This is a genomic window from Streptomyces sp. NPDC002676 (genome assembly GCF_053592455.1).
Window position 1 is genome coordinate 1 of record NZ_JBSFVT010000018.1, and the last position, 23,202, is coordinate 23,202.

The 23,202-nt window shown below is 68.4% G+C and carries 17 protein-coding genes; 7 read left to right on the forward strand and 10 right to left on the reverse strand.

Annotation, left to right across the window (positions count from 1 at the left end):
- Nucleotides 1-344: 344 nt before the first annotated feature.
- From ACWD3E_RS33810 to thyX, 3 genes are all read right to left on the reverse strand, one after another.
- Complete coding sequence (locus ACWD3E_RS33810; protein WP_451391342.1) at nucleotides 345-2,030, reverse strand: ribonuclease J; 1,686 nt, start codon at nucleotides 2,028-2,030, stop codon at nucleotides 345-347.
- A gap of 196 nt (nucleotides 2,031-2,226) precedes the next feature.
- Nucleotides 2,227-3,126, reverse strand: coding sequence for a 4-hydroxy-tetrahydrodipicolinate synthase (gene dapA, locus ACWD3E_RS33815; protein WP_451391343.1), 900 nt, complete (start codon nucleotides 3,124-3,126; stop codon nucleotides 2,227-2,229).
- A gap of 211 nt (nucleotides 3,127-3,337) precedes the next feature.
- Entirely contained in the window at nucleotides 3,338-4,081 is a 744-nt protein-coding gene (thyX, locus tag ACWD3E_RS33820; protein WP_451391344.1) for an FAD-dependent thymidylate synthase, read from the reverse strand.
- 171 nt (nucleotides 4,082-4,252) lie between these two features.
- On the opposite strand from thyX, the gene ACWD3E_RS33825 reads away from it, so the two are divergent.
- Complete coding sequence (locus ACWD3E_RS33825; protein WP_451391345.1) at nucleotides 4,253-4,447, forward strand: hypothetical protein; 195 nt, start codon at nucleotides 4,253-4,255, stop codon at nucleotides 4,445-4,447.
- 90 nt (nucleotides 4,448-4,537) lie between these two features.
- Nucleotides 4,538-5,092, forward strand: coding sequence for a hypothetical protein (locus ACWD3E_RS33830; RefSeq protein WP_451391346.1), 555 nt, complete (start codon nucleotides 4,538-4,540; stop codon nucleotides 5,090-5,092).
- 69 nt (nucleotides 5,093-5,161) lie between these two features.
- Here ACWD3E_RS33830 and ACWD3E_RS33835 read toward each other — a convergent pair whose 3' ends face one another.
- The 5 genes from ACWD3E_RS33835 to rpsO form a co-directional block, all read right to left on the reverse strand.
- Nucleotides 5,162-5,614, reverse strand: coding sequence for a hypothetical protein (locus tag ACWD3E_RS33835; RefSeq protein ID WP_451355799.1), 453 nt, complete (start codon nucleotides 5,612-5,614; stop codon nucleotides 5,162-5,164).
- Between the two features lie 18 nt (nucleotides 5,615-5,632).
- Entirely contained in the window at nucleotides 5,633-6,385 is a 753-nt protein-coding gene (gene dapB / locus ACWD3E_RS33840) for a 4-hydroxy-tetrahydrodipicolinate reductase (protein ID WP_451391347.1), read from the reverse strand.
- A gap of 43 nt (nucleotides 6,386-6,428) precedes the next feature.
- A complete protein-coding gene (locus ACWD3E_RS33845; protein ID WP_451391348.1) occupies nucleotides 6,429-7,808 on the reverse strand; it encodes a M16 family metallopeptidase in 1,380 nt (459 codons plus the stop codon).
- Nucleotides 7,805-10,036, reverse strand: a complete 2,232-nt coding sequence (locus tag ACWD3E_RS33850) for a polyribonucleotide nucleotidyltransferase (protein WP_451391349.1) — start codon at nucleotides 10,034-10,036, stop codon at nucleotides 7,805-7,807. Before ACWD3E_RS33850 ends, ACWD3E_RS33845 begins: the two co-directional genes overlap by 4 nt.
- 311 nt (nucleotides 10,037-10,347) lie before the next feature.
- Nucleotides 10,348-10,635, reverse strand: a complete 288-nt coding sequence (gene rpsO / locus ACWD3E_RS33855) for a 30S ribosomal protein S15 (RefSeq protein ID WP_116146460.1) — start codon at nucleotides 10,633-10,635, stop codon at nucleotides 10,348-10,350.
- 287 nt (nucleotides 10,636-10,922) lie between these two features.
- Between rpsO and ACWD3E_RS33860 the strand changes: the two genes are divergently transcribed.
- Nucleotides 10,923-11,216 (forward strand): DUF397 domain-containing protein, encoded by a 294-nt coding sequence (locus ACWD3E_RS33860; RefSeq protein ID WP_451391350.1) that lies wholly within the window; start codon nucleotides 10,923-10,925, stop codon nucleotides 11,214-11,216.
- Between the two features lie 114 nt (nucleotides 11,217-11,330).
- Here ACWD3E_RS33860 and eccD read toward each other — a convergent pair whose 3' ends face one another.
- Nucleotides 11,331-12,842, reverse strand: a complete 1,512-nt coding sequence (gene eccD, locus ACWD3E_RS33865) for a type VII secretion integral membrane protein EccD (RefSeq protein ID WP_451391425.1) — start codon at nucleotides 12,840-12,842, stop codon at nucleotides 11,331-11,333.
- 343 nt (nucleotides 12,843-13,185) lie between these two features.
- Here eccD and eccCa point away from each other — a divergent pair, with 343 nt between their 5' ends.
- The 4 genes from eccCa (at nucleotide 13,186) to ACWD3E_RS33885 (ending at nucleotide 20,536) form a co-directional block, all read left to right on the forward strand.
- Nucleotides 13,186-17,151: a type VII secretion protein EccCa gene (gene eccCa / locus ACWD3E_RS33870; RefSeq protein ID WP_451391351.1), complete on the forward strand. Its 3,966-nt coding sequence runs from the start codon at nucleotides 13,186-13,188 to the stop codon at nucleotides 17,149-17,151.
- An 81-nt stretch (nucleotides 17,152-17,232) separates the two neighbouring features.
- Nucleotides 17,233-17,685, forward strand: a complete 453-nt coding sequence (locus ACWD3E_RS33875) for a hypothetical protein (protein WP_451391352.1) — start codon at nucleotides 17,233-17,235, stop codon at nucleotides 17,683-17,685.
- 5 nt (nucleotides 17,686-17,690) lie between these two features.
- Complete coding sequence (locus tag ACWD3E_RS33880) at nucleotides 17,691-19,874, forward strand: hypothetical protein (protein WP_451391353.1); 2,184 nt, start codon at nucleotides 17,691-17,693, stop codon at nucleotides 19,872-19,874.
- Nucleotides 19,874-20,536 (forward strand): hypothetical protein, encoded by a 663-nt coding sequence (locus ACWD3E_RS33885; protein WP_451391354.1) that lies wholly within the window; start codon nucleotides 19,874-19,876, stop codon nucleotides 20,534-20,536. Before ACWD3E_RS33880 ends, ACWD3E_RS33885 begins: the two co-directional genes overlap by 1 nt.
- A gap of 552 nt (nucleotides 20,537-21,088) precedes the next feature.
- Here ACWD3E_RS33885 and ACWD3E_RS33890 read toward each other — a convergent pair.
- The gene (locus ACWD3E_RS33890; RefSeq protein WP_451391355.1) at nucleotides 21,089-23,179 is read right to left on the reverse strand and encodes a protein kinase domain-containing protein; all 2,091 of its coding nucleotides are present in this window, start codon (nucleotides 23,177-23,179) and stop codon (nucleotides 21,089-21,091) included.
- Between the last annotated feature and the right edge of the window lie 23 nt (nucleotides 23,180-23,202).

The following is a 23,202-nucleotide window of genomic DNA, read 5'->3' on the forward strand; positions in this document are numbered from 1 at the left end:
GCTGTTGAGTTCTCAAGGAACGGTCGCTTCCTTTGTACTCACCCTCTCGGGCTTTCCTCCGGGCTTCCCTTCGGTGTTTCCGACTCTATCAGATCTTTTCTCGACCCGATTTCCTCGGTGCTTTCCAGGTTCCCGCGTTGTTTTCGCGGTTTCCTTTCCGGCGGTTCCGACTTTATCAGAAGTTCTGAGTCGGATTTCCCACCCGGTCCGGGGCACCTGTGTCCAGCGCATGAAGCACTGGGGTTCCCAACTGGGCGGAGCCGTAAACGTACTGGAGCGGGGCGCCCGATGCAAATCGAGGCGCCCCGCTCCGGACTCACACCGACGAGGTGTCAGACGAGGTGTCAGACCTCCACGACCACCGGCAGGATCATCGGCCTGCGGCGATACGTCTCCGAGACCCACTTGCCGAGGGTGCGCCGGATGAGTTGCTGCAGCTGGTGGGGTTCCACGACACCGTCCTGGGCGGACCGCTCCAGCGTCTCCGTGATCTTCGGGAGGACGGCGGCGAACGCCGAGTCCTCGATGCCGGAGCCGCGGGCCTGGACGTGCGGACCACCGGTGATCTTGCCGGTGGAAGCGTCCACCACCACGAAGACCGAGATGATGCCCTCGTCGCCGAGGATCTTGCGGTCCTTCAGGGCCGGCTCGCCGACGTCGCCGACGGAGAGGCCGTCGACGTAGACGTAACCCGCCTGGACCTTGCCGGAGATCTTGGCCTTGCCCTCGATCAGGTCCACCACCACGCCGTCCTCGGCGATGACGATCCGGTCGTGCGGGACTCCCGTGAGCGCGCCCAGTTCGGCGTTGGCCCGCAGGTGGCGCCATTCGCCGTGGACCGGCATCAGGTTCTTCGGGCGGCAGATGTTGTAGAAGTACAGCAGCTCGCCCGCGGACGCGTGGCCGGAAACATGCACCTTGGCGTTGCCCTTGTGGACGACGTTGGCGCCCCAGCGGGTCAGGCCGTTGATGACGCGGTAGACCGCGTTCTCGTTTCCGGGGATGAGGGACGAGGCCAGGATGACCGTGTCGCCCTCGACGATGCGGATCTGGTGGTCTCGGTTGGCCATCCGGGACAGCGCCGCCATCGGCTCGCCCTGGGAACCCGTGCAGACCAGGACCACCTCGTCGTCCGGGAGGTCGTCGAGCGTCTTGACGTCCACGACCAGGCCCGCCGGGACCTTCAGATAGCCGAGGTCGCGGGCGATGCCCATGTTGCGGACCATGGAGCGGCCGACGAAGGCGACCTTGCGGCCGTACTCGTGCGCCGCGTCCAGAATCTGCTGGATGCGGTGCACGTGGCTGGCGAAGCTCGCCACGATGATCCGCTTGCGGGCCCCGGCGAAGACCTGGCGCAGCACGTTGGAGATGTCGCGCTCGTGCGGGGTGAAGCCCGGGACCTCGGCGTTCGTGGAGTCGGTGAGGAGGAGGTCGATGCCTTCCTCGCTCAGCCGGGCGAACGCGTGCAGGTCTGTGAGGCGGTTGTCCAGCGGGAGCTGGTCCATCTTGAAGTCGCCGGTGTGCACCGCCATACCCGCGGGGGTGCGGATGGCGACCGCCAGGGCGTCCGGGATGGAGTGGTTGACCGCGATGAACTCGCAGTCGAAGGGGCCGATGCGCTCACGGTGCCCCTCCGCCACCTCCAGGGTGTACGGGCGGATCCGGTGCTCCTGGAGCTTGGCCTCGATGAGGGCGAGGGTCAGCTTGGAGCCGATCAGCGGGATGTCCGGCTTCTCGCGGAGCAGGAAGGGGACGCCGCCGATGTGGTCCTCGTGGCCATGCGTGAGGACGATGCCCTCGATGTCGTCGAGGCGGTCCCTGATGGACGAGAAGTCCGGCAGGATCAGGTCGATTCCGGGCTGCTCCTCCTCGGGGAAGAGCACTCCGCAGTCGACGATCAGCAGACGGCCGCCGTACTCGAAGACCGTCATGTTTCGGCCGATCTCGCCGAGGCCGCCGAGCGGGGTGACCCGCAGGCCGCCCTCGGGGAGCGGCGGGGGCGGGCCGAGTTCAGGATGCGGATGACTCAAAAGACTCTCCTCACCACACGCGCCACGTACCAGTCGGGCACGTGGCGCGCATGACGTTCGTGCATAAGCAGTTGTCGTTGTGGGGTGCGGGCACCGGTGGCCCGCCTGTTCGGTTGTCGCTGTTCAGTTGTTTCTTCGGTTTGTTTCTTCGGTTGTGTCTTCAGTTGTGAAGCTCAGGTGGTGCCGAAGTCTGTTGTCAGAGCTGTACCCCGCCGGCGGCAAGATCGATCTTGAGCTGAGCGATCTCCTCGGGCGAGCATTCGACCATGGGGGCGCGCAGGGGTCCCGCGGGCAGGCCCTGGAGGGCGAGCGCGGCCTTGGTGGTCATGACGCCCTGGGTGCGGAACATGCCGGTGTAGACCGGGAGCAGCTTCTGGTGGATCTCGGTGGCCTTGACGACGTCGCCCGAGGTGTACGCGTCGACGAGGGCGCGCAGGTCGGGGGTGACGACGTGGCCGACGACGGAGACGAAGCCGACCGCGCCCACGGAGAGCAGCGGCAGGTTCAGCATGTCGTCGCCGGAGTACCAGGCCAGGCCGGAGCGGGCGATGGCCCAGCTGGCGCGGCCGAGATCGCCCTTGGCGTCCTTGTTGGCGACGATCCGGGGGTGCTCGGCGAGGCGGACGATCGTCTCGGTGTTGATCGGGACGCCGCTGCGGCCGGGGATGTCGTAGAGCATGACAGGCAGACCGGTGGCGTCGGCGACGGCCGTGAAGTGCCGGTACAGGCCCTCCTGCGGGGGCTTGTTGTAGTACGGCGTGACGACCAGGAGGCCGTGTGCGCCCACCCGCTCGGCCTCGCGGGCCAGCTCGATGCTGTGGTGGGTGTCGTTGGTGCCGACACCGGCCACGACGTGGGCGCGGTCGCCGACTGCCTCCAGGACGGCTCGTACGAGGTCCGATTTCTCCGCATCGCTGGTTGTGGGGGACTCGCCGGTGGTGCCGTTGATGATCAGGCCGTCGTTGCCTGCGTCCACCAGGTGGGCGGCGAGCCGCTGCGCGCCGTCGAGGTCGAGTGCACCGTCCGCCGCGAAGGGCGTGACCATAGCGGTGAGGACCCGCCCGAAGGGGGTCTGCGGAGTGGAGGTCGGAGCCATGGGTAACACGCTACTCGGTGCTCCATGCGGGGTCTGCCCGTGGGGTGCCTGGAAAGTCCTGACAAATATGGAACCCGGCACTGCCTGCTCGGGGGTTCAAGCAGTGCCGGGTCCGTTTGATCAGGCTAGATGAACTTCTCTAAATGCCGCAATACGGACACTTCGCGAGGCTGATCCGTACATCTGTCCCTGATGGGGGAACAGGGCTTCGTTACGGGGCCACACGCCCGTTCGCATTGAAGGCGGCGTACGTGAGCGGCATGAGCTTGGCCCACTCGGCCTCCATCTTCTCGCCGACCATCTCGATCTCCCGCTGCGGGAAGGACGGCACCTTGGCCAGCTCGTGCTGGGTGCGCAGGCCGAGGAAGTGCATCAGGGAGCGGGCGTTGCAGGTGGCGTACATCGAGGAGAAGAGGCCGACGGGGAGGACCGAACGGGCGACCTCGCGGGCGACGCCCTCGGCGAGCAGCTTCTGATAGGCCGCGTACGCCTGCTCGTAGGACTCCACGAGGGTGCTGCGCATGCTCTCGTGCTGGGCCGGAGTGCCCTCGACGAAGACGTACTTGCCGGGGCGGCCCTCCTGGACGAGCTTGCGGGACGCGTCGGGGACGTAGAAGACCGGCTCGAGCTCCCGGTAGCGGCCCGACTCCTCGTTGTACGACCAGCCGACCCGGTGCCGCATGAACTCGCGGAAGACGAAGATCGGGGCGCTGATGAGGAACGTCATCGAGTTGTGCTCGAACGGGCTGCCGTGCCGGTCGCGCATCAGGTAGTTGATCAGACCCTTGGAGCGCTCGGGGTCCTTCTTCAGCTCGTCCAGGGACTGCTCACCGAGGGTCGAAACGCGCGCGGCGAAGAGCACGTCAGTGTCCGAAGCGCTGGACTTCACCAGCTCGACGGTGACGTCACTGCGGAGGGTGAGCGACTCGGGGGTGGTCACGGGGGTCCTTCCCATCACTTCTTCAGGTTCGCGCCCACTGTACGGGGGACGACTGACAGAGCCGAGCCGGCTGCTTCGCCGAGGAATTTTTCGGACATGGGCACCTTTTGCGATACTCGCTCGTCTGTATCAGTGAGCCCCATTCGTTCGATCTTGGTTCGAGCGCCGAAAGGAGACGCACCCGCGATGTACCTGAGCAATGTCACTCCCCCGCCCCGCGAGCGAGCGTCCGCCGGCCAGAGGGCCGGGCGCTGGCTGCTGGGCGTCACGGTCGTCGCGGGGCTCATAGGCGCCGTCGTCATCGCTACGCCGGCCCTGTCCACCCCCTCCAGTACGCCGGTCCAGCAGTCCCAGGCGTCCCAGCCGAACCAGGGACGTTGACCCTTCCGGCCTCCCTAGGGTGGTGAGCAGATTCGGGGGCGGATAGCCTCACCGGGCACAACCCACGCAAGGTTTGAGTGAGGACCAGCCGTGCCCCTGCCCTTCCTGACGGCCGACCGCACCTTCGAGGCGGCATCCGAGAGCCCGCTGCCGTACGACGACCGGGACCGCTGGCGGCGCCCCTACCGGCCCGGGCCCTGGCGGGTGGGCGGGGCGGCCCTGGGGCTGCTGCTCGCCTCGTTCGTGCTGTTCGCGGCCGTCGCCATCGCTCTGACCGGCTCGGTGTCCTCCGCCGGCGTGGTCCTCGCCGTGGCCCTGGCCGCCATCGCCGGCGCGCTGCGGGTGCTGCGCATGGGCGTGTGGGTGAGCGCGCGCGGGCTGCGCCACGTGGGGTTCTGGGTGACACGTACGGTGCGCTGGTCGCGGGTGGTCTCGGTGCGCACGGTGCAGCAGCCGGTGCGCTGGGTGGGTCTGCCGCGCACGGTGCAGGGGCAGGCCCTGGCGCTCGTCCGCAAGGACCGCGGCCCCGAGGACACGCCGCCGCTGCTGACCACGCACGGCCTGGACTTCCTGAACCGCCCCGCGGCCTTCGACCGGGCGGCGGACGTGGTGGAGGCGTGGGCCTCGGAGTACGTGCGCCACTGACCGTCGCAGACATGCCGAAGGGCCGGTCCGCTGTGCTGCGGACCGGCCCCTTTCGCATCCGGGTGCGGCTCAGGCCTGGACGGGTCTGCCATCGTGCAGGGCGATGGCGCGCTGCATGGCCTTGCGGGCGCGCGGGGTGTCCCGGGCGTCGTGGTAGGCGACTGCGAGGCGGAACCAGCAGCGCCAGTCGTCCGGGGCCGCCTCCGTCTCGGCCTTGCGCCGGGCGAACACCTCGTCGGCCGAGTCACGGTCGATCCGGCCGCCGGCGGTGCGCTTCAGCTCGTCCACGGGCAGGCCGCCCTCGGCGTCGAGTTTCGCGGCGAGCTGGTTGGCCTTGCGGACGAACTGGGTGTTCTTCCACAGGAACCACAGGCCGATGACCGGCAGGATCAGCACCGCGATCCCGAAGGTCACGGTGACGAGCGTGCCCGACTGGATGAGCATGACGCCGCGGCTGCCGACCAGGACGAAGTAGAAGACCAGGACGACGGCCGTGATGAGGTAGTTGATTTTCGCGCGCATGTTCCGCAAGGCTCCTGCTCAGCCCAGGTCCAGGAAGTGCTCCAGGCCGAAGGTCAGGCCCGGGGTCGACACCACGCGGCGGGTGCCGAGCAGGATGCCCGGCATGAAGCTGCTGTGGTGCAGGGAGTCGTGGCGGATCGTCAGGGTCTCGCCCTCGCCGCCGAGCAGGACCTCCTGGTGCGCCAGGAGGCCGCGCAGCCGGACCGCGTGGACCGGGATTCCGTCGACGTTCGCGCCGCGCGCGCCCTCCAGCGCGGTGACGGTGGCGTCCGGCGCCGGAGCCGTGCCGGCGGCCCGGCGGGCCTCGGCGATGAGCTGGGCGGTGCGCGTGGCGGTGCCGGAGGGGGCGTCGACCTTGTTGGGGTGGTGCAGTTCGACGACCTCGACCGACTCGAAGTACGGCGCCGCGAGCTGCGCGAACTTCATGGTCAGGACGGCCCCGATGGAGAAGTTCGGCGCGATGAGCACGCCGGTCTCCGGGGACTGGGCGAGCCAGCCCCGCAGCTGCGCGAGGCGCTCCTCGGTCCAGCCCGTGGTGCCGACGACCGCGTGGATGCCGTGGCGTACGCAGAAGTCGAGATTGCCCATGACCGAGGCGGGGGTGGTCAGTTCGACGGCGACCTGGGCGCCGGTCTCCGCCAGCGTCTCCAGCTTGTCGCCGCGGCCGAGGGCGGCGACCAGCTCCATGTCCTCGGCGGCCTCGACCGCCTTCACCGCCGCGGACCCGATCCGGCCCTTGGCGCCGAGAACCGCCACGCGCAGCTTGCTCATCTCTTGCTTCCTTACCGATGACGGGTGTTACCGAAGACGGGTGTCAGGCGACGGCGTCGTGCAGCCGTGCGGCCTGCTTGTCCTTCAGCGGGCCGATGACCGACAGCGACGGGCGCTGTCCCAGGATGTCGCGGGCGACCGAGCGGACCTCGTCCGGGGTGACCGCGGCTATCCGGGCGAGCATGTCGTCGACGGACATCTGCTGGCCCCAGCACAGCTCGCTCTTGCCGATACGGTTCATCAGCGCGCCCGTGTCCTCCAGGCCCAGGACCGTGGAGCCCTGGAGCTGGCCGATGGCGCGGCCTATCTCCTCGTCGGACAGTCCGTTCTGGGCGACGTGGTCCAGCTCGTCCCGGCAGATCTGGAGCACGTCGTGCACCTGGCTCGGGCGGCAGCCGGCGTACACGCCGAACAGGCCGCAGTCGGCGAAGCCGGAGGTGTACGAGTACACGCTGTAGGCAAGGCCGCGCTTCTCCCGGACCTCCTGGAAGAGCCGGGAGGACATTCCGCCGCCGAGCGCGGTGTTCAGCACGCCCATGGCCCAGCGGCGCTCGTCGGTGCGGGCGAGGCCGGGCATGCCGAGGACGACGTGCGCCTGCTCGGTCTTGCGGCCGAGCAGCTCGACCCTGCCGGCCGTGCGGATCGTACGGCTGCCCTCGCGGGGGCCGATGGGTGCCGTGTCGAGGCTGCGGGCGGCGCCCGCCTTCTCGAAGGCCGCGCGGACCTGTCGTACGACCTTGTTGTGGTCGATGTTGCCGGCGCAGGCGACCACGAGGTGCGTCGGGTCGTAGTGCTTCTTGTAGAAGCGGCGGATGCGGTCCGCGGTGAGGGCGTTGACCGTGTCGACCGTGCCGAGGACGGGGCGGCCGAGGGGGCTGTCGCCGAACATGGTGTGCGCGAACAGGTCGTGCACGCAGTCGCCCGGGTCGTCCTCGGTCATGGCGATCTCTTCGAGGATCGCGCCGCGCTCGACGTCGACGTCCTCTTCGAGGATCAGCGAGCCGGTCAGCATGTCGCAGACCACGTCGATGGCGAGCGGCAGGTCGGTGTCGAGCACGCGCGCGTAGTAGCACGTGTACTCCTTCGCCGTGAACGCGTTCATCTCGCCGCCGACGGCGTCGAGCGCGGCGGAGATGTCCAGCGCGGAACGGCGGGACGTGCCCTTGAAGAGCAGGTGCTCCAGGTAGTGCGTGGCGCCGTTGAGCGAGGGGGTCTCGTCGCGGGAGCCGACGTGCGCCCAGATGCCGAACGTCGCCGACCGCACGGAGGGCAGGGTCTCGGTGACGACGCGCAGACCGCCCGGGAGGGTGGTCTTACGGACGGTGCCGATGCCGTTCGTGCCCTTGATGAGGGTTTGGGTACGGGCGACGGCCCGCGCCTCCGAAGAGGTGCGGGCCGTCGCCTTGGAGCTACGGGACGTCACTGCTCGGCGTCGTCCTTGTTCTCGGAGCCGCTGTCGGATGCGGTTTCCTCGCCCTCGATCACCGGAACGAGGGAGAGCTTGCCACGGGAGTCGATCTCGGCGATCTCGACCTGGACCTTCTGGCCCACGCCGAGGACGTCCTCGACGTTCTCCACGCGCTTGCCGCCGGCCAGCTTGCGGATCTGCGAGATGTGCAGCAGACCGTCCTTGCCGGGCAGCAGGGAGACGAACGCACCGAAGGTGGTCGTCTTCACGACCGTACCGAGGTAGCGCTCGCCGACCTCGGGCATCGTCGGGTTGGCGATGCCGTTGATCGTGGTGCGGGCAGCCTCGGCGGACGGACCGTCGGCGGCACCGATGTAGATCGTGCCGTCGTCCTCGATCGTGATCTCGGCGCCCGTGTCCTCCTGGATCTGGTTGATCATCTTGCCCTTGGGGCCGATGACCTCACCGATCTTGTCGACCGGGATCTTGACGGTGATGATCCGCGGGGCGTGCGGGCTCATCTCGTCGGGCCGGTCGATGGCCTCGATCATCACGTCGAGGATGTGCAGGCGGGCGTCGCGGGCCTGCTTGAGGGCCGCGGCCAGGACGGAGGCCGGGATGCCGTCCAGCTTGGTGTCGAGCTGGAGGGCGGTCACGAAGTCCTTCGTGCCGGCGACCTTGAAGTCCATGTCACCGAAGGCGTCCTCCGCACCGAGGATGTCGGTGAGGGTGACGTAGTGGGTCTCGCCCTCGATCTCCTGGGAGATCAGGCCCATGGCGATACCGGCGACCGGGGCCTTCAGGGGCACACCGGCGTTCAGCAGCGACATGGTGGAGGCGCAGACCGAGCCCATGGACGTCGAGCCGTTGGAGCTCAGCGCCTCGGAGACCTGGCGGATCGCGTAGGGGAACTCCTCGCGCGTCGGCAGGACCGGCACGAGGGCGCGCTCGGCGAGGGCGCCGTGGCCGATCTCGCGGCGCTTCGGGGAGCCGACGCGGCCGGTCTCACCGGTGGAGTACGGCGGGAAGTTGTAGTTGTGCATGTAGCGCTTGCGGGTCACCGGGGAGAGGGTGTCCAGCTGCTGCTCCATGCGGAGCATGTTGAGGGTGGTGACGCCCAGGATCTGGGTCTCGCCACGCTCGAACACCGCGGAACCGTGCACCCGCGGGATGGCCTCGACCTCGGCGGCCAGGGTGCGGATGTCGGTGACACCGCGGCCGTCGATGCGCTTCTTCTCCTTGATCACGCGCTCGCGGACCAGCTGCTTGGTGAGCGAGCGGTACGCGGCGGAGATCTCCTTCTCGCGGCCCTCGAACTCCGGCAGGAGCTTCTCGGCGGCCAGGCCCTTGACGCGGTCCAGCTCGGCCTCGCGCTCCTGCTTGCCGGCGATGGTGAGCGCCTGGGCCAGCTCGGGCTTGACGGCGGCCGTCAGGGCCTCCAGGACGTCGTCCTGGTAGTCCAGGAAGATCGGGAACTCGGCGGTCGGCTTGGCAGCCTTCGCGGCGAGGTCCGCCTGGGCCTTGCACAGGACCTTGATGAACGGCTTCGCGGCCTCCAGACCGGCGGCGACGACCTCCTCGGTCGGCGCCTCGGAGCCGCCCTCGACCAGCTTGATGGTCCGTTCGGTGGCCTCGGCCTCGACCATCATGATCGCGACATCGCCGTCCGCCAGGACGCGGCCGGCGACCACCATGTCGAAGACGGCGTCCTCGAGCTCGGTGTGCGTCGGGAACGCGACCCACTGGCCGCGGATCAGCGCGACGCGGACGCCGCCGATCGGGCCGGAGAAGGGCAGACCGGCCAGCTGCGTGGACGCGGACGCTGCGTTGATCGCGACGACGTCGTACAGGTGGTCGGGGTTGAGCGCCATGATCGTGGCGACGACCTGGATCTCGTTGCGCAGGCCCTTCTTGAAGGACGGGCGCAGCGGGCGGTCGATGAGACGGCAGGTGAGGATCGCGTCCTCGCTCGGCCGGCCCTCACGGCGGAAGAAGCTGCCGGGGATCTTGCCGGCGGCGTACATCCGCTCCTCGACGTCCACCGTCAGGGGGAAGAAGTCGAGCTGGTCCTTGGGGTTCTTGGAGGCGGTGGTGGCCGACAGCACCATGGTGTCGTCGTCCAGGTACGCCACGGCGGAGCCGGCGGCCTGCTTGGCCAGGCGGCCCGTCTCGAAGCGGATGGTACGGGTGCCGAAGGCGCCGTTGTCGATGACGGCCTCGGCGTAGTGGGTCTCGTTCTCCACTAGCGTTTTCTCCTCGTCTTCGTCCCTGGGCTGCCCGTGTGGCAGGGGGACGGTTGTGGAGAAGCGCGCCGTGCTGTGCGGGCCGGTCTTCGATCGAAGCACCCGGGGCTCGCTTCCCCCCGGGGGCCACTACCGAGGACCGGCGGCGGCGAGGTGCGCTTCTCCTCGTTCTGGGTCGTACGTGTTCTGTGTCCTGCGTATTGCGTTGTGCTACCACACTACAAAGGGTGTGTGATACTCCGCACGTTTCCGCACGTACGGCAAAGGGAGCGGCCCCCGATCCTCTCGGGAACCGCTCCCTTCACGGCGTCTTACTTCGCGCCCGCGGCACCGCGGCGGATGCCGAGGCGGTCAACCAGCGTACGGAAGCGCTGGATGTCCTTCTTCGCCAGGTACTGCAGCAGGCGACGGCGCTGACCGACCAGGATCAGCAGACCGCGGCGGGAGTGGTGGTCGTGCTTGTGGGTCTTGAGGTGCTCCGTCAGGTCGGAGATCCGACGCGAGAGCATGGCGACCTGGACCTCGGGGGAGCCGGTGTCGCCCTCCTTGGTACCGAAATCGGCGATGATCTGCTTCTTCGTAGCGGCGTCGAGCGACACGCGTACTCCTCATTAGTCTGTGAGTGCCACCGAGTGCCCCGGTCTTCTTCTCGGGGAAGCTTCCGTTACTCGGGAGGCGGGGATCCGCTGAGCGCGGTTTCCAGGCTGTGTCCCAGAACTGTGTCCTAGGAGCCTGTCCGGAAACGCGTACACAAACGGCCGTCACTCAGGGTACCAGGCAGTTGCGGGCACCCTCGCCCGGGTATTCCGATCCGCCCGGAAGGGCCGGACCGGCCACTAGGGTGAGCGCCCGGACCATTCGTACGTCGGAAAGGGGTCGCTGCGCGATGGCGGAGACGGCGGAGGAGATCAAGGCACGCAAGGAGCGGGAGCGCGACGAGCTGTACGCCCTCGACATCTCGGGCGTCGAGTGGCACTGCGCTCCGGGCACGGAGGAGCACGAGGAGCGGGTCGAGATCGCGTACCTCCCGGAAGGTGCGGTGGCGATGCGCTCCTCCCTGGACCCGGACACCGTGCTGCGCTACACGGAGGCGGAGTGGCGGGCGTTCGTGCTGGGTGCGCGGGACGGGGAGTTCGATCTGAAGCCGATGGCGCACAACGGCGGGCTCGACGTGCAGTGACTCGACGTGCAGTGAGGCGTGTGTGCGGTGAGGTGTGCGTGCGGTGAGCTGTGACAGAGCCCCGGTTCCCGCGTCTTCGAGGACGTGGCGCCGGGGCTCTGTCGTACGTGAGGGTTACTTGCTGGTCATCGACCGTGCCGTCGCGTACACGTCGAAGACGGCGAGGGCCAGCGGGATCAGCGTCAGCAGGACGAAGCCCTCGCAGATCTCCAGGAAGCGGCCCCAGAAGGGGGTCAGCCCGCCGCGCGGCAGGATCAGGCCGAGCGCGGTGACAAGGCCGGTGGCCACGGCGATGACGGCGATCAGCCAGATGGTCCGGATGTCCAGGTCGGTACGGTCGCCTCCCAGCGCCGCGCGCACCACGTTCTGCGGCGGGTTGAGGGCGAGGCCGAGGCCCAGCAGGACCAGGGAGGCCAGACCCGCGGCCAGGACCGGGGCGACCTGGGCGGTGTAGCGGAAGAGGTGGGCGCGCATCAGCATCGCGATCCCGGTCGCGAGCGCGAGGAGCTGCGCCCAGACGTTGTCGGAGAAGCCCAGCACCACGGAGGCGCCGGCGGCGAGCAGGGCACAGCCGCCGACCAGGCCGACGAGGAGTTCGTGGCCGCGCCGGGTCTGGGCCTCGATGCGCTCGGTGTCCACCGGCTCCTGAGCGGCGGTCTCGGTGCCGTAGGCCGAACGAGTGGTGCCGCTGCCGCTGCTGCTGGGGTTCTCGAAGCCGATCGGCAGCCGGGCGAAGCGCATCGACATGCCGGGCAGGAAGGCGAGGGCACCCACGGCGACCGGGGCGCACGCGCCGGCCATCTCGATCGGGGCCCAGTCGGCGAGGGTTCCGATGAAGACGATGACCAGGGCGACGGCCGAGGCGAACACGAAGGCCACGAAGGGGCCGTCGCCGTGCGGTGAGCACAGGGTGAGGATCAGGGCGGCGACGAGCACGGCCGTGCAGGCCAGCAGGAACTGGAGCCTGCCGATGCCCTCCCCGCCGTGCAGCGGCAGCAGTCCGCTGCCCGCGACGCCCACGTTGGGCAGGGCGCCGAGGCCGAGGGCGACGGCCGAGCCGCGGTCGTCGTAGACGCGGGCGCGGACCGCGGCGAGCACGACCAGCAGGATGCCGGTGACGGCGGCGAGGATGCCGGCCAGGCCGTGCATGTCGTGGCGCGGATCGGCGGTCCAGGCGACGAACGCGAGCAGCGTCGGCAGCACGCCGCCGCCGACGAGACCCGCGGCCCGGGTCAGGTCGCCGCTCCACAGCTTGTGCTGCTTGGTGACGGCGGAGGCGACCGCCTCGGCGACGTCGTCGAAGACCGCCGGCGGCAGGGACTCCGCGAAGGGGCGCAGGGTGAGGAGTTCGCCGTCGAGAATGCGCTGGGCGGCGAAGGAGCGGGCGCTGTCCAGCACGGTGCCGTCGGTACGGACGAGGTGGTAGCCGACCGGGGCGCCCGCCTCGGGGCTCTGCTGGGACAGCCGGAGGATCTCCGGGTAGAGATCGGCGACCGGGACGTCGTCGGGCAGTGCCACATCGATACGGCTGTCCGGCGCGACGATGGTCACCCGGCAGAAACCGAGTCCGCTGCCGGCTCCCGAAGGGGCTCCCGTCCCGGGTCCGCCGGTGGCGGTGGCCGTCATGCTCACCTGCTGCTCCCCCTCAGTGGTGGTGGTGCGTCTGCACCGGTTGTCTCGGTGGTGATGGTGCGTTCGCGCGGTGAAGGTTCCGTGCCGCTTCGCCCCGTGCCCTGCACGACGGTGATGGCACGGGCGCCGTACGGCCGGATTCCGGGGCGCTGCCGCCCCGACACCGGGCGGAATGCCCGGGTATTTCCGGCCTGTTCGGCGTGTGCTCACGCGAACATCCGGCACCCTACCGCTCACTCGTGTCCCGTGGACTCAGTAGGATCACGCGGCGGCCTGTGCCCGCCGGACACGGGGCGGTGGGCGGAAAGCCTGGGTCGGGCAAGGGAATTGGTGAGCAGTGAGCCAGATTGTCGTCAAGCGCCCCCCTCGGGCGCTGCCGTCCGAAGTGCCCACGGAAGAGATCGTTGTCCAGCCGCCGCCCGAACTGCCGCGGGGGCACCAGGAGAGCGTGCTGATGCAGCTCCTGCCCACGCTGGGCATGGGCGGTTCGGTGGTCTTCTTCTTCACGAACGGGCAGCCGTTCATGAAGATCATGGGCATGATCATGATCGCCTCGACGGTGGCGATGTCCATCGCGATGGTGGTCCGCTTCCGCCGCGGCTCCCAGGGGCAGCTCGCGGACATGCGCCGCGACTACCTCAGCTATCTGTCGCAGACGCGCAAGTCCGCCGTGCGGACGGCGAGGGCGCAGCGTGACGCGCAGTACTACCTGCACCCCTCCCCCGAACAGCTGTGGGCACTCGTCGCCGAGGGCAGCCGGGTGTGGGAACGGCGGCCGGGCGACGAGGACTTCGCGCACGTGCGGATCGGTCTGGGCCCGCAGCCGCTGGCCACCCCGCTGGTGGCCCCCGAGACGGGTCCGGTCGAGCAGCTGGAGCCGCTGACCGCGGGCGCGATGCAGCGTTTCCTCGCCACGCACGGCTCGATCGGCGACCTGCCGATGGCCGTGTCGCTGCGCGCCTTCTACCACGTCACCCTCAGCGGTGAGCAGCAGTCCGTACGCGCCTCGGCCCGTGCCCTGGTCGGCTCGCTCGCCTCGCTGCACTCCCCCCAGGACCTGATCATCGCCGTGGCCGCGGGCCGCGAGGCGCTGCCGCACTGGGACTGGGCGAAGTGGCTGCCGCACGTGCAGGCACCCGGCGCGCTGGACGGCGCCGGAACCCGCCGGCTCATCGGCCACGACACCCGTGAGCTGGAGGACCTGCTGTCCACCCGGCTGACCGGCCGCCCCCGCTTCCACCCCGGTGCGGCGCCGCTGCTGGACGAGCCGCACATCGTGATCGTCCTCGACGAACTGTCGCTGCTGCCCGACTCGGTGCTCGCCAACCCGGAGGGCCTGCAGGGCGTCACGATCGTCGAGGTGGTGCAGGGCGAGCTGACCGGCGCGGGCGGCGACCTCTCCGTCGTCGTCCAGCCGGGCATGCTGCGCCTGGACTCCGGCCACGGCATGGTCTACGAGGGCACCCCGGACGCCCTCTCCTACGCGTCGGCGGAGGCGCTGTCCCGGCAACTGGCGCCGCTGCGCATGGCCTCGGGCGGCGACGACGACGAACCGCTGCTCGCCAACCTGGAGTTCACGGACCTGCTGGGGCTCGGGGACGCGGCGTCCGTCGACACCAAGAGGACCTGGCGCCCGCGCGCGCTCGCGGAACGGCTGCGCGTGCCGATCGGTCTCGGCGAGGACGGCCGCCCCGTGATGCTGGACCTGAAGGAGGCCGCCCAGGAGGGCATGGGTCCGCACGGTCTGTGCGTCGGCGCGACCGGTTCCGGCAAGTCGGAGCTGCTGCGTACCCTCGTGCTGGGCCTGGCGGTCACGCACTCCTCCGAGACCCTGAACTTCGTCCTCGCCGACTTCAAGGGCGGTGCGACCTTCGCCGGCATGGCGCAGATGCCGCACGTGGCGGCGGTCATCACGAACCTCGCGGACGACCTGACCCTGGTCGACCGTATGGGTGACTCGATCCGCGGCGAACTGAACCGCCGCCAGGAGCTGCTGCGCGACGCGGGCAACTACGCCAACATCCACGACTACGAGAAGGCGCGCGCGGCGGGCGCCCCACTCCAGCCCATCCCCTCCCTCGTGCTGGTGATCGACGAGTTCAGCGAACTGCTGACCGCGAAGCCGGACTTCATCGAGATGTTCGTGCAGATCGGCCGTATCGGCCGTTCGCTGGGCGTGCACCTGCTGCTGGCCTCGCAGCGCCTGGAGGAGGGCCGCCTGCGCGGCCTGGAGACGTACCTGTCGTACCGCATCGGCCTTCGGACCTTCTCGGCGGCCGAGTCCCGCGCCGCCCTCGGCGTCCCCGACGCCTACGAACTCCCCAACGTCCCCGGTTCCGGCTTCCTGAAGTTCGGCACTGACGAAATGGTCCGCTTCAAGGCCGCGTACGTCTCCGGCGTGTACCGCTCGGGCGCGGAGCGCGCGGCCCTGGACGGTGGCCCGCTGCTGGTGGACCGGCGCCCGGTGCTGTTCACGGCGACGGAGGTACCGGTGCAGTACACCGCTGTGCCGCGGCAGCGCACGGAGTCCGCGCCCGAGGTGGACGACGCGCTGGCCGACACCGTCCTCGACGTGATCGTGCGCCGGCTGGAGGCCCAGGGCCCGGCGGCACACCAGGTGTGGCTGCCGCCGCTGGAGAGCCCGCCGTCGCTGGACGCCCTGCTGCCCGGCCTCGCGGCGGTACAGGGCCGCGGCCTCACGCAGCCGGGCTACGAGGGCGCCGGCCGCCTGGTGATCCCCGCGGGCCTGGTCGACAAGCCGTACGAACAGCGCCGCGACCGCCTGATGCTCGACTTCTCGGGCGCGGCGGGCCACATGCAGATCATCGGCGGCCCCCAGTCCGGCAAGTCCACGCTGCTACGGACGATCATCGCGTCCTTCGCACTCACCCACACCCCGTACGAGGTGCAGTTCTTCGGCCTCGACTTCGGTGGCGGCGGCATGGCCGCGGTGGCCGACCTGCCGCACGTCGGCGGCATCGCCTCCCGCCTGGACCCCGAACGCGTACGCCGCACGGTCTCCGAGGTGTACGGCGTGATGACCCACCGCGAGGAGTACTTCCGCACGGCCGGCATCGCGTCGATCGCCGACTACCGCGCCCGCCGCGCCCGAGGCGACATCTCCGTCACCGAACAGCCCTTCGGCGACGTCTTCCTGGTCGTCGACGGCTGGGGCAACTTCCGCACGGACTACGAAGGCCTGGAGACGGCGGTCCTCGACATCGCGGCCCGCGGCCTCGGCTACGGCATCCACGTGATCATCACGGCGTCCCGCTCCATGGAGGTCCGCGCGAACCTGAAGGACCACCTCATGAACCGCCTGGAGCTGCGCCTGGGTGACGTCATGGACTCCGAGATCGACCGCAAGGTGGCGGTGAACGTCCCCGCAGGCGTCCCCGGCCGCGGCCTCTCTCCGCAGAAGCTGCACTTCATGGCGGCGGTGCCGCGCATCGACGGCCTGACCTCCGACACCGACCTGGCCGAGGCCACGACCGCGCTGACCACCGAGGTCGTACGACACTGGCAGGCGCCCGGCGCGCCCAAGGTCCGCCTCCTCCCGCGCCAGCTGGAGGCGCTCCAGCTCCCGCCGGGCGACCGCTTCCCGAAGCGGGGCGTCGCCTTCGCGCTGGACGAGGAGAACCTGGAGCCGGTGTTCGTCGACTTCGAACAGGACCCGTTCTTCCTGGTCTTCGGAGAGAGCGAGTCCGGCAAGTCCAACCTGCTGCGGCTGCTGCTCAAGCAGCTGACGCTGCGGTACTCGGGCGACGAGGCGAAGTTCTTCGTGGTCGACAACCGCCGCTCCCTGCTGGACATCACCCCGCCCACGCACCTGGCGGAGTACATCCCGATGTCCAGCCAGATGGAACACCACATGACCGCTCTGGCCGACCTGATGCAGCGCCGCACCCCGACCGCCGACGTCACCGCGCAGCAGCTGCGGGACCGGAGCTGGTGGCGGGGCCCGCAGGTCTTCGTGGTCATCGACGACTACGACCTCGTCTCCACGTCCAGCGGCAACCCGCTCTCCGGCCTGACGGAACTCCTCCCCTTCGCCCGCGACGTCGGCGTCCGCTTCATCATCGCCCGCTCCTCCGCGGGCGCGGGCCGCGCCTCGTACGAGCCGTTCATGCAGCGCATGAAGGAACTCGGCGCCCAGGGCATCGTCCTGGCCGGCGACCCCGCGGAGGGCGACATCCTCAACGGCGTCCGACCCCGGCCGATGCCCGCGGGGCGGGGCATCTTCGTGTCGCGGAAGCGGGGGAAGCCGTTGGTTCAGACGGGGTTGGTGGATGTGGAGTACTGAGGCCGGCCGGCGGCGGGTATGTGACGAGCCTGCCGCCTCGGCCCGGTCTTCGCAGTAGCGGAGTGAACGGAGGAATCGCGCGTGGCATGGGACGAGTGGGAGCAACTGAAGGCGGAGGCCGCGAAGAGTGGGTCGACGCACATGCAGCTCAATCAATTGACGAGCGATCCCGGGGGTAATACCGGCAACACGCGCGGTGACCTGACCGTCCACCAGAAAGACCTTGCCGCGATCGGATCGGCGGCGCACGAACTCTTCGAGGACTTCGGACGGTACAGCGACCACGCCCGCATCTCCTCCATGAAGGCGGCCGGGGGTCTCGAGAGCGAGGGCTTCGCTCTCGGAGCCGCCCTCGATCACGTCGCCGAGCACTGGGTCGACCAGGTACAGACCCTTCTCGACGCCTGCGCCCACATCTCGAACCACCTGCGGTACACCAAGAACCAGCATGCTGCCGACGAGTCCTACATCGCAGGCACGCTCAGCAGCATCTCCCAACTGGACAAGGGCTTCGACGAGCGGACGGACAGCTGACGGCCATGGATCTCGACGCATTACGCCACGGCAACTTCTCGCAGCTCGGTGAGGCCGTCACCGACTGGGAGGAGATGACCGAGAAGCTCGCCACCCTGAAGGAAGACGCCGAACGCAACCTGAAGGGCAGGGCGGACAAGGCGAATTGGGCCGGCGTCAATGCCAAGGTGAGCCGCGAATTCATCGACAGGACCGCGAAGGAGTTCGCGGACGCCCACACTCAGGCGGACTCCATCACGCAGATCCTCAAGGACACCCACGGCGAACTCATCGGCTACCGCACCCAGCTGAACGAGGCCATCGCGCGGGGTGAGAAGAAGAACCTCACAGTGATGGACACGGCCCACGGCACGTTCACGGTCACGATGAATGTTCACCCTGACCGTGCTGCGAAGGGCGTGAACGTCCCCGAGCACAGCCAGCAGGATGTGGACGACCTCCGCGACGAGATCCAGCGCATCCTCAGCAAGGCCACCGAAAGCGACAACAGCGCAGCGAAGGTCCTCAGGCTCCTTGTGGACCAGACCAAGTACGGCTTCTCCGATGCTCACTACAAGGACCGGGACTCCGCCGCCGAGGCCGTGGAGGCAGCCGACAAGCTGGCAAAGATGGCCAAGCACCCAGGCCAGATGTCCCTGAAGGACATCGCCGAGTTCAACCGGTACCTGGAGAAGTACCACGACGACCCCCTGTTCGCGGAGCGGTTCGCAAGGGGTCTGGGCGCCAAGGGAACGCTTCAGTTCTGGACGGACATGGTCAATTCCCATGCCGGCGCCAGGGGCACGGAACTGGAACGCATGGAGGAGCTGCAGAGGAACCTGAGCCTGACGCTGGCCACTGCGTCCTTCTCGGACTCCGACGGCATGGAGGCATGGAAGAGGGACCTCCTCAAGGAGACGAACACGCGCTTCCTGTCCGACTCCAAGGAGCTGTACCAGAACCCTGTCGGTGCCCTCGGTTCCCAGGTATTGAGCAGCCTCATGCGGCAGGGCGAATTCGACACCGAGTTCCTGGACGACTACCGGGCCAAGCTGTTCAGGCAGGACAAGGGTGCCGGCGACGACAACACCGACGCTCTGTGGGTGAAGGGCTACGACCACATCGACCTGGTCTTCGGGGGCGGGAACGGCCGCGACCCGCTGGAGGGGCTCTTCGACGCCCTGTCCCACAATCCGGAGGCGGCGACTCATGCCTTCGAGTCCAAGGCGGATCTGGACCACATGCTGAACACCTCGCGGTACACGGACCGGGGTGCTTCGCTTGGACGGGCGTTGGAAAGCGCCGTCACCGGCAGCGCCGCCGGTGACACCGGCTCCATGGCCCCGCCGCACAGTGCGGCGCAGGTAAGGATCATGGCCAACATCATGAACGCGGTGGCGCAAGCTGACGGAGGCGCGGACCTGGTTTCCAAGGGGCTGGGCGAGAGCTTCGGTGACATGGCGGCTGCTTATATGCCGGAGATCAGTCACGCCCTGAATGGACATCAGTCGAATGCTGTTTTCCTTACGCACAGTGAGGCACCCAACGCCTTCAACGGCAAGCGCGTCCCAGACGTGGTGAGATTCCTTTCCGTGACATCCACAGACCCTGCGGGCAGAGCCGGCATCGTGTACGGGGAAAGCATTTACACCGGCAGCCTCCTCGAATCACACCTTTCCGACCCATCCTTGTTCCATGGTCCCCGCAACCAAGTCCTTACGGATATCGGCAGGAATGCAGGCATCATCGAGGGAATCGTCGGGCATTCCGTAGCGGACGGCGCAGTGCAGGCCGCCATCGACGGAGAGACGGACTATAACAACGCCCTCAAGGAAAAGGGGGATGCCGCCAAGACTTGGGTGACGATCGCTTTCACCGGTCACAAGCTCCCTGAGTACCTGGGCGGCGAGGCCATGGGGTCCATCGTCGGGGGAGCAGCCGGAGCCGTTGCTGGCGGAGCCGTCGACCGTCTGATCGAAGGCCAGCAACTGCACGGTGCCAAGGATGAGGGGCTTTATACCAGCGCCAAGGACTTGTACGCGATGCGAGAATCCGTCAACCAGCAAACGCAATTGTCGACGGAAGACGCGCTAGCCCGGCATCATGTAGACCTGCCCAAGGACGGCACCGACGATCTCGTCGGCAACGCCGTCATTGCAGGATGGGACGCCAGTAGTGAGTACCTGAGCAACACGAAGGAGCGTCCCTAGTGGAGAGCGCGCAGAGAAGCCAGACTCGGCTTGCTTCTTGGCAGAACGCGAGAGTCATCCTTCTGTTCTTGATAATTCTCGGGCTCTTCTGTGGCGCTGGTTGGATTTTCCTGAACAAAGGTCTGTATCTACTCCCGGACCAAATGTGCGACTCCACTCTCAAGCGAGACACGGTCAAGCAAGTGCTGCCGAACGCCCGATCGGCTGACAGCGGATCCGACAGTAAGGGCGCGGGGAGTGACCTTACCTTCTGGTGCGACGTCACCACCAGCAGTCATTCATTGCTCTCCGGGCAAGCACGGGTTCAGCCTGCCTCCCGCAAAGAATGGCTCGAACACTATCAAGATTCCGGAGAGCAGAATCGGATCATCCGGGTCTCCGTGGGCAAAATAGAAGCTCTGGCTCAGATCGATTCCAGCGGGGCCACTTCATCGGTGTACGTGCCCTGCACTCCGCCCAGAGTTCCCGAGTACAACGCCGCCGAGCCTTACGCGGTGATCGGTGAGGCCTGGATCAACGGGCCCGCCAAGGTCAAAGGCGTGCCGCTGGGGCAGACGCTGACCGACTTCGCCTTTCAGCTCACCCAGCACGCCTACAAACTGGCTGAGTGCAAGGGTGCCCGCGACTTTCCCCAGGAACTGCCCCGATACGAGCCCCGCTGACCTCGATTTGTCAGCGAGGGACGGTCTCCGGGAATAGCCCGGCATGACACTTCCGGCTGATCGGCCGGCGGCTCGGCCGGAGCCGTCGGTCATCTCGCGCGATGTGGCCCGCAACGGCGGGCGCGACGCGTACTCGGCGCAGGCTGCCCAGGACCGCGTGGACGCCGAGCGGCGTCGGGCGAGCGGGCCCGCAAACTCGAGGCCGAACGGTGGTTGCACGACACGGTGGCCGAGGGCTTGGCCCAAGAGTGGTCGCCAAAGCAGATCGCCGGACGGCTGCCCGAGAGCCACCCCGACGAGGAGGCGATGCCCGTGTCCCACGAGACGAGACCATCTACCAGGCGCTCCAACTACGGGCCAAGTGCGAGTTGAAGAGCTCGCTTCTCCGTGCCACCGACATGCCCGTGACGCCAATGAGGAGGTCGCCCTCCCAGTGGCCGGGCACCACTCCGGAGGCCGACCTTCCGCCTACGGTAGCTCTCCGTGATCCTTCGTGACCTTCACAGCACCGCGAGGTGAGCAGGAGCGCAATGACTAGCCGATGAACTGGGCTCAGAAGACCGGGAATGCGATCAGGGAACCATTACCTGCGGCGAAGGCGCGATTGCCGCCGACCGCGAGGCTGGTCTTGGCCTTGAGACCAAAGAGCGAGGGAAAGTCGTAGGTCCAGATCTCCGAGCCATCCTTGACGCTCAGGGTGCGTACCGTGGTGCCGTTGTACGACTCGTCGATCACCCATGCGCCGCTGCCCTGAATCAGAACCGGTCCCTGGCCATCCTCCAACGACGACCACTGATCTCGGCCTCCGCGGATGGGGAACCGCCTGACGTTGCCGCCGATGGTCGAGTACAGGGAGTTGCCTGAGATGGCGGCAGGGCCCCATTCCGGCGGGCTCGCGTATGCGTCCGTCTCCTGCCAGAGTTCCTTGCCGTCCGAGATTCTCCGTGCGGAGAGCGACTTGCCATTGAGGTACACAACACCGTTCCGTGCCACCGGAACGAGTTGTTTCTTCCTCGCCTGGTTGTACATCGTCCACAGAGGGCGGCCGGTCTTCGTGCTGACCGCCAAGGCGTGTCCGCCCGTAGTCGAGACGACCAGTGTTCCGCTGTCGGCTGCGGCTTGGGGGTAGACGCTCGTCCGGAACTGGTCCGGTATCGGCACGGTCCAGCGGACCCTCGCGTCGCTGCGGCCCACCGAGCGCAGCCGGTGGTCCTCGGTCACCACGTACACGGCCTCCTCATCGGCCGCCAGCAGCGCCTTGGCGTCGGCCTTCGCTGTCCACTTGGGCTCACCCGTGGACGGGACGAAGGTATGCAGCGTTCCTTCTTTGTCGGCAGCCACGAGCAGACGATCGGAGAGTGAGAGATAGCGGCTCGTCATATCCATGTCCGAGGCCTGCCAGCGGCGCTTACCGTCGACGACGTTGAATGCCGCGATGCCGCTGGCCGCGGCACCGGCGATGATGACGTCCCGGATCGGCAGCAGAGCCGGCGATTGGGTTCCCACCGCCGCATCGTGTACCCAGAGCGGCTTCACCTGGTCACCGACGATGTAGTCGCCGTCGTCGGCGGAAAGGATGCGTGCCGCTGGTGTCTTCACCGCAGGCGGGATGGTGAACAGGTCCTTCCTGCTCGGGCCGCTGTCTCGCAGCAGCCACCATCCCGTGCCACCAGTGGCCGCGAGCAGCACTCCACCGGCCGCGAACCCCGTGAGCAGTCTTCGCCGACTCGGCCCTGTCCCGGTCTGCGTCGTCAGCAGCGGTGCGGTCAGTTCCCGTACCTCACGCTCCCGGTCCCTGATCGCGTCAGCCACGGGCCCGCGCTTCCACACCGTGTCGGACTTCTTGGGCAGCGCAAAGGCCCCTGCGATCTGCTCGGGCGTGGGCCTTCCCGCCACCTCCTTGGCAAGGCATGGGGCGATAAGGGCGTGCTGCTCAGGTGAGAGGCCGTGCCAACGCGGTTCGCCATGGACGACCTCATACTGGACGGCGGCCACGTGCGTGCCCTCGAACGCCCGGTGACCGGTGGCCGCGTACACGAGGACGGCGCCGAGGGAGAAGACGTCGGCGGCCGGGGTGACGCGCTGGCCGAGCACCTGCTCGGGAGCGCCGTAGCCCGGAGTGACCGGGATCTGCCCGGTGGTCGTGAGGGTGAGACCGTGCTCCGGGCGGGCGATGCCGAAGTCGATGACCCGGGGGCCGCCGGAGGTGAGCACGATGTTCGGCGGCTTGAGGTCGCGGTGGACGAAGCCGGCGGCATGGATGTCGCGCAGGGTGCGGGCGACGGAGGCGGCCAGGGCACGCAGCTTCGCGTCGTCCAGCGGACCGTGCTGATCCACGACCTGGTCCAGGGTCGGTCCGGCGAGGAACTCCGTCGCGATCCACGGCCGCCCGCCCTCGGTCTGCGCGCCCAGCACCGCCGCCACACCGGGGCTCCGCACGGCCTGGGCGGCCAGCGCCTCGCGCACGAACCGTTGGGCGAGCCCGGTGTCATGAGCGAGTTCGGGCCGGAGCACCTTGACTGCGGCGACGGTGCCCGCGTCGTCCTGCCCCGCGTATACCTTGCCCATGCCGCCCTCGCCCAGCACACCCAGCAGCCGGTACGGGCCGAGCCGAATCGGGTCACCGGTCCCCAGGGGTCTCATCGCTTGTCGCTTTCTCTTCTCTG

Excerpts from the sequence above, each read along its gene's own strand:
- dapA (WP_451391343.1), bottom strand. The coding sequence starts at position 3,126 with ATGGCTCCGACCTCCACTCCGCAGACCCCCTTCGGGCGGGTCCTCACC.
- thyX (WP_451391344.1), bottom strand. The coding sequence starts at position 4,081 with ATGGGAAGGACCCCCGTGACCACCCCCGAGTCGCTCACCCTCCGCAGT.
- ACWD3E_RS33825 (WP_451391345.1), top strand. The coding sequence starts at position 4,253 with ATGTACCTGAGCAATGTCACTCCCCCGCCCCGCGAGCGAGCGTCCGCC.
- ACWD3E_RS33835 (WP_451355799.1), bottom strand. The coding sequence starts at position 5,614 with ATGCGCGCGAAAATCAACTACCTCATCACGGCCGTCGTCCTGGTCTTC.
- dapB (WP_451391347.1), bottom strand. The coding sequence starts at position 6,385 with ATGAGCAAGCTGCGCGTGGCGGTTCTCGGCGCCAAGGGCCGGATCGGG.
- ACWD3E_RS33860 (WP_451391350.1), top strand. The coding sequence starts at position 10,923 with ATGGCGGAGACGGCGGAGGAGATCAAGGCACGCAAGGAGCGGGAGCGC.
- eccD (WP_451391425.1), bottom strand. The coding sequence starts at position 12,842 with ATGACGGCCACCGCCACCGGCGGACCCGGGACGGGAGCCCCTTCGGGA.
- ACWD3E_RS33880 (WP_451391353.1), top strand. The coding sequence starts at position 17,691 with ATGGATCTCGACGCATTACGCCACGGCAACTTCTCGCAGCTCGGTGAG.
- ACWD3E_RS33890 (WP_451391355.1), bottom strand. The coding sequence starts at position 23,179 with ATGAGACCCCTGGGGACCGGTGACCCGATTCGGCTCGGCCCGTACCGG.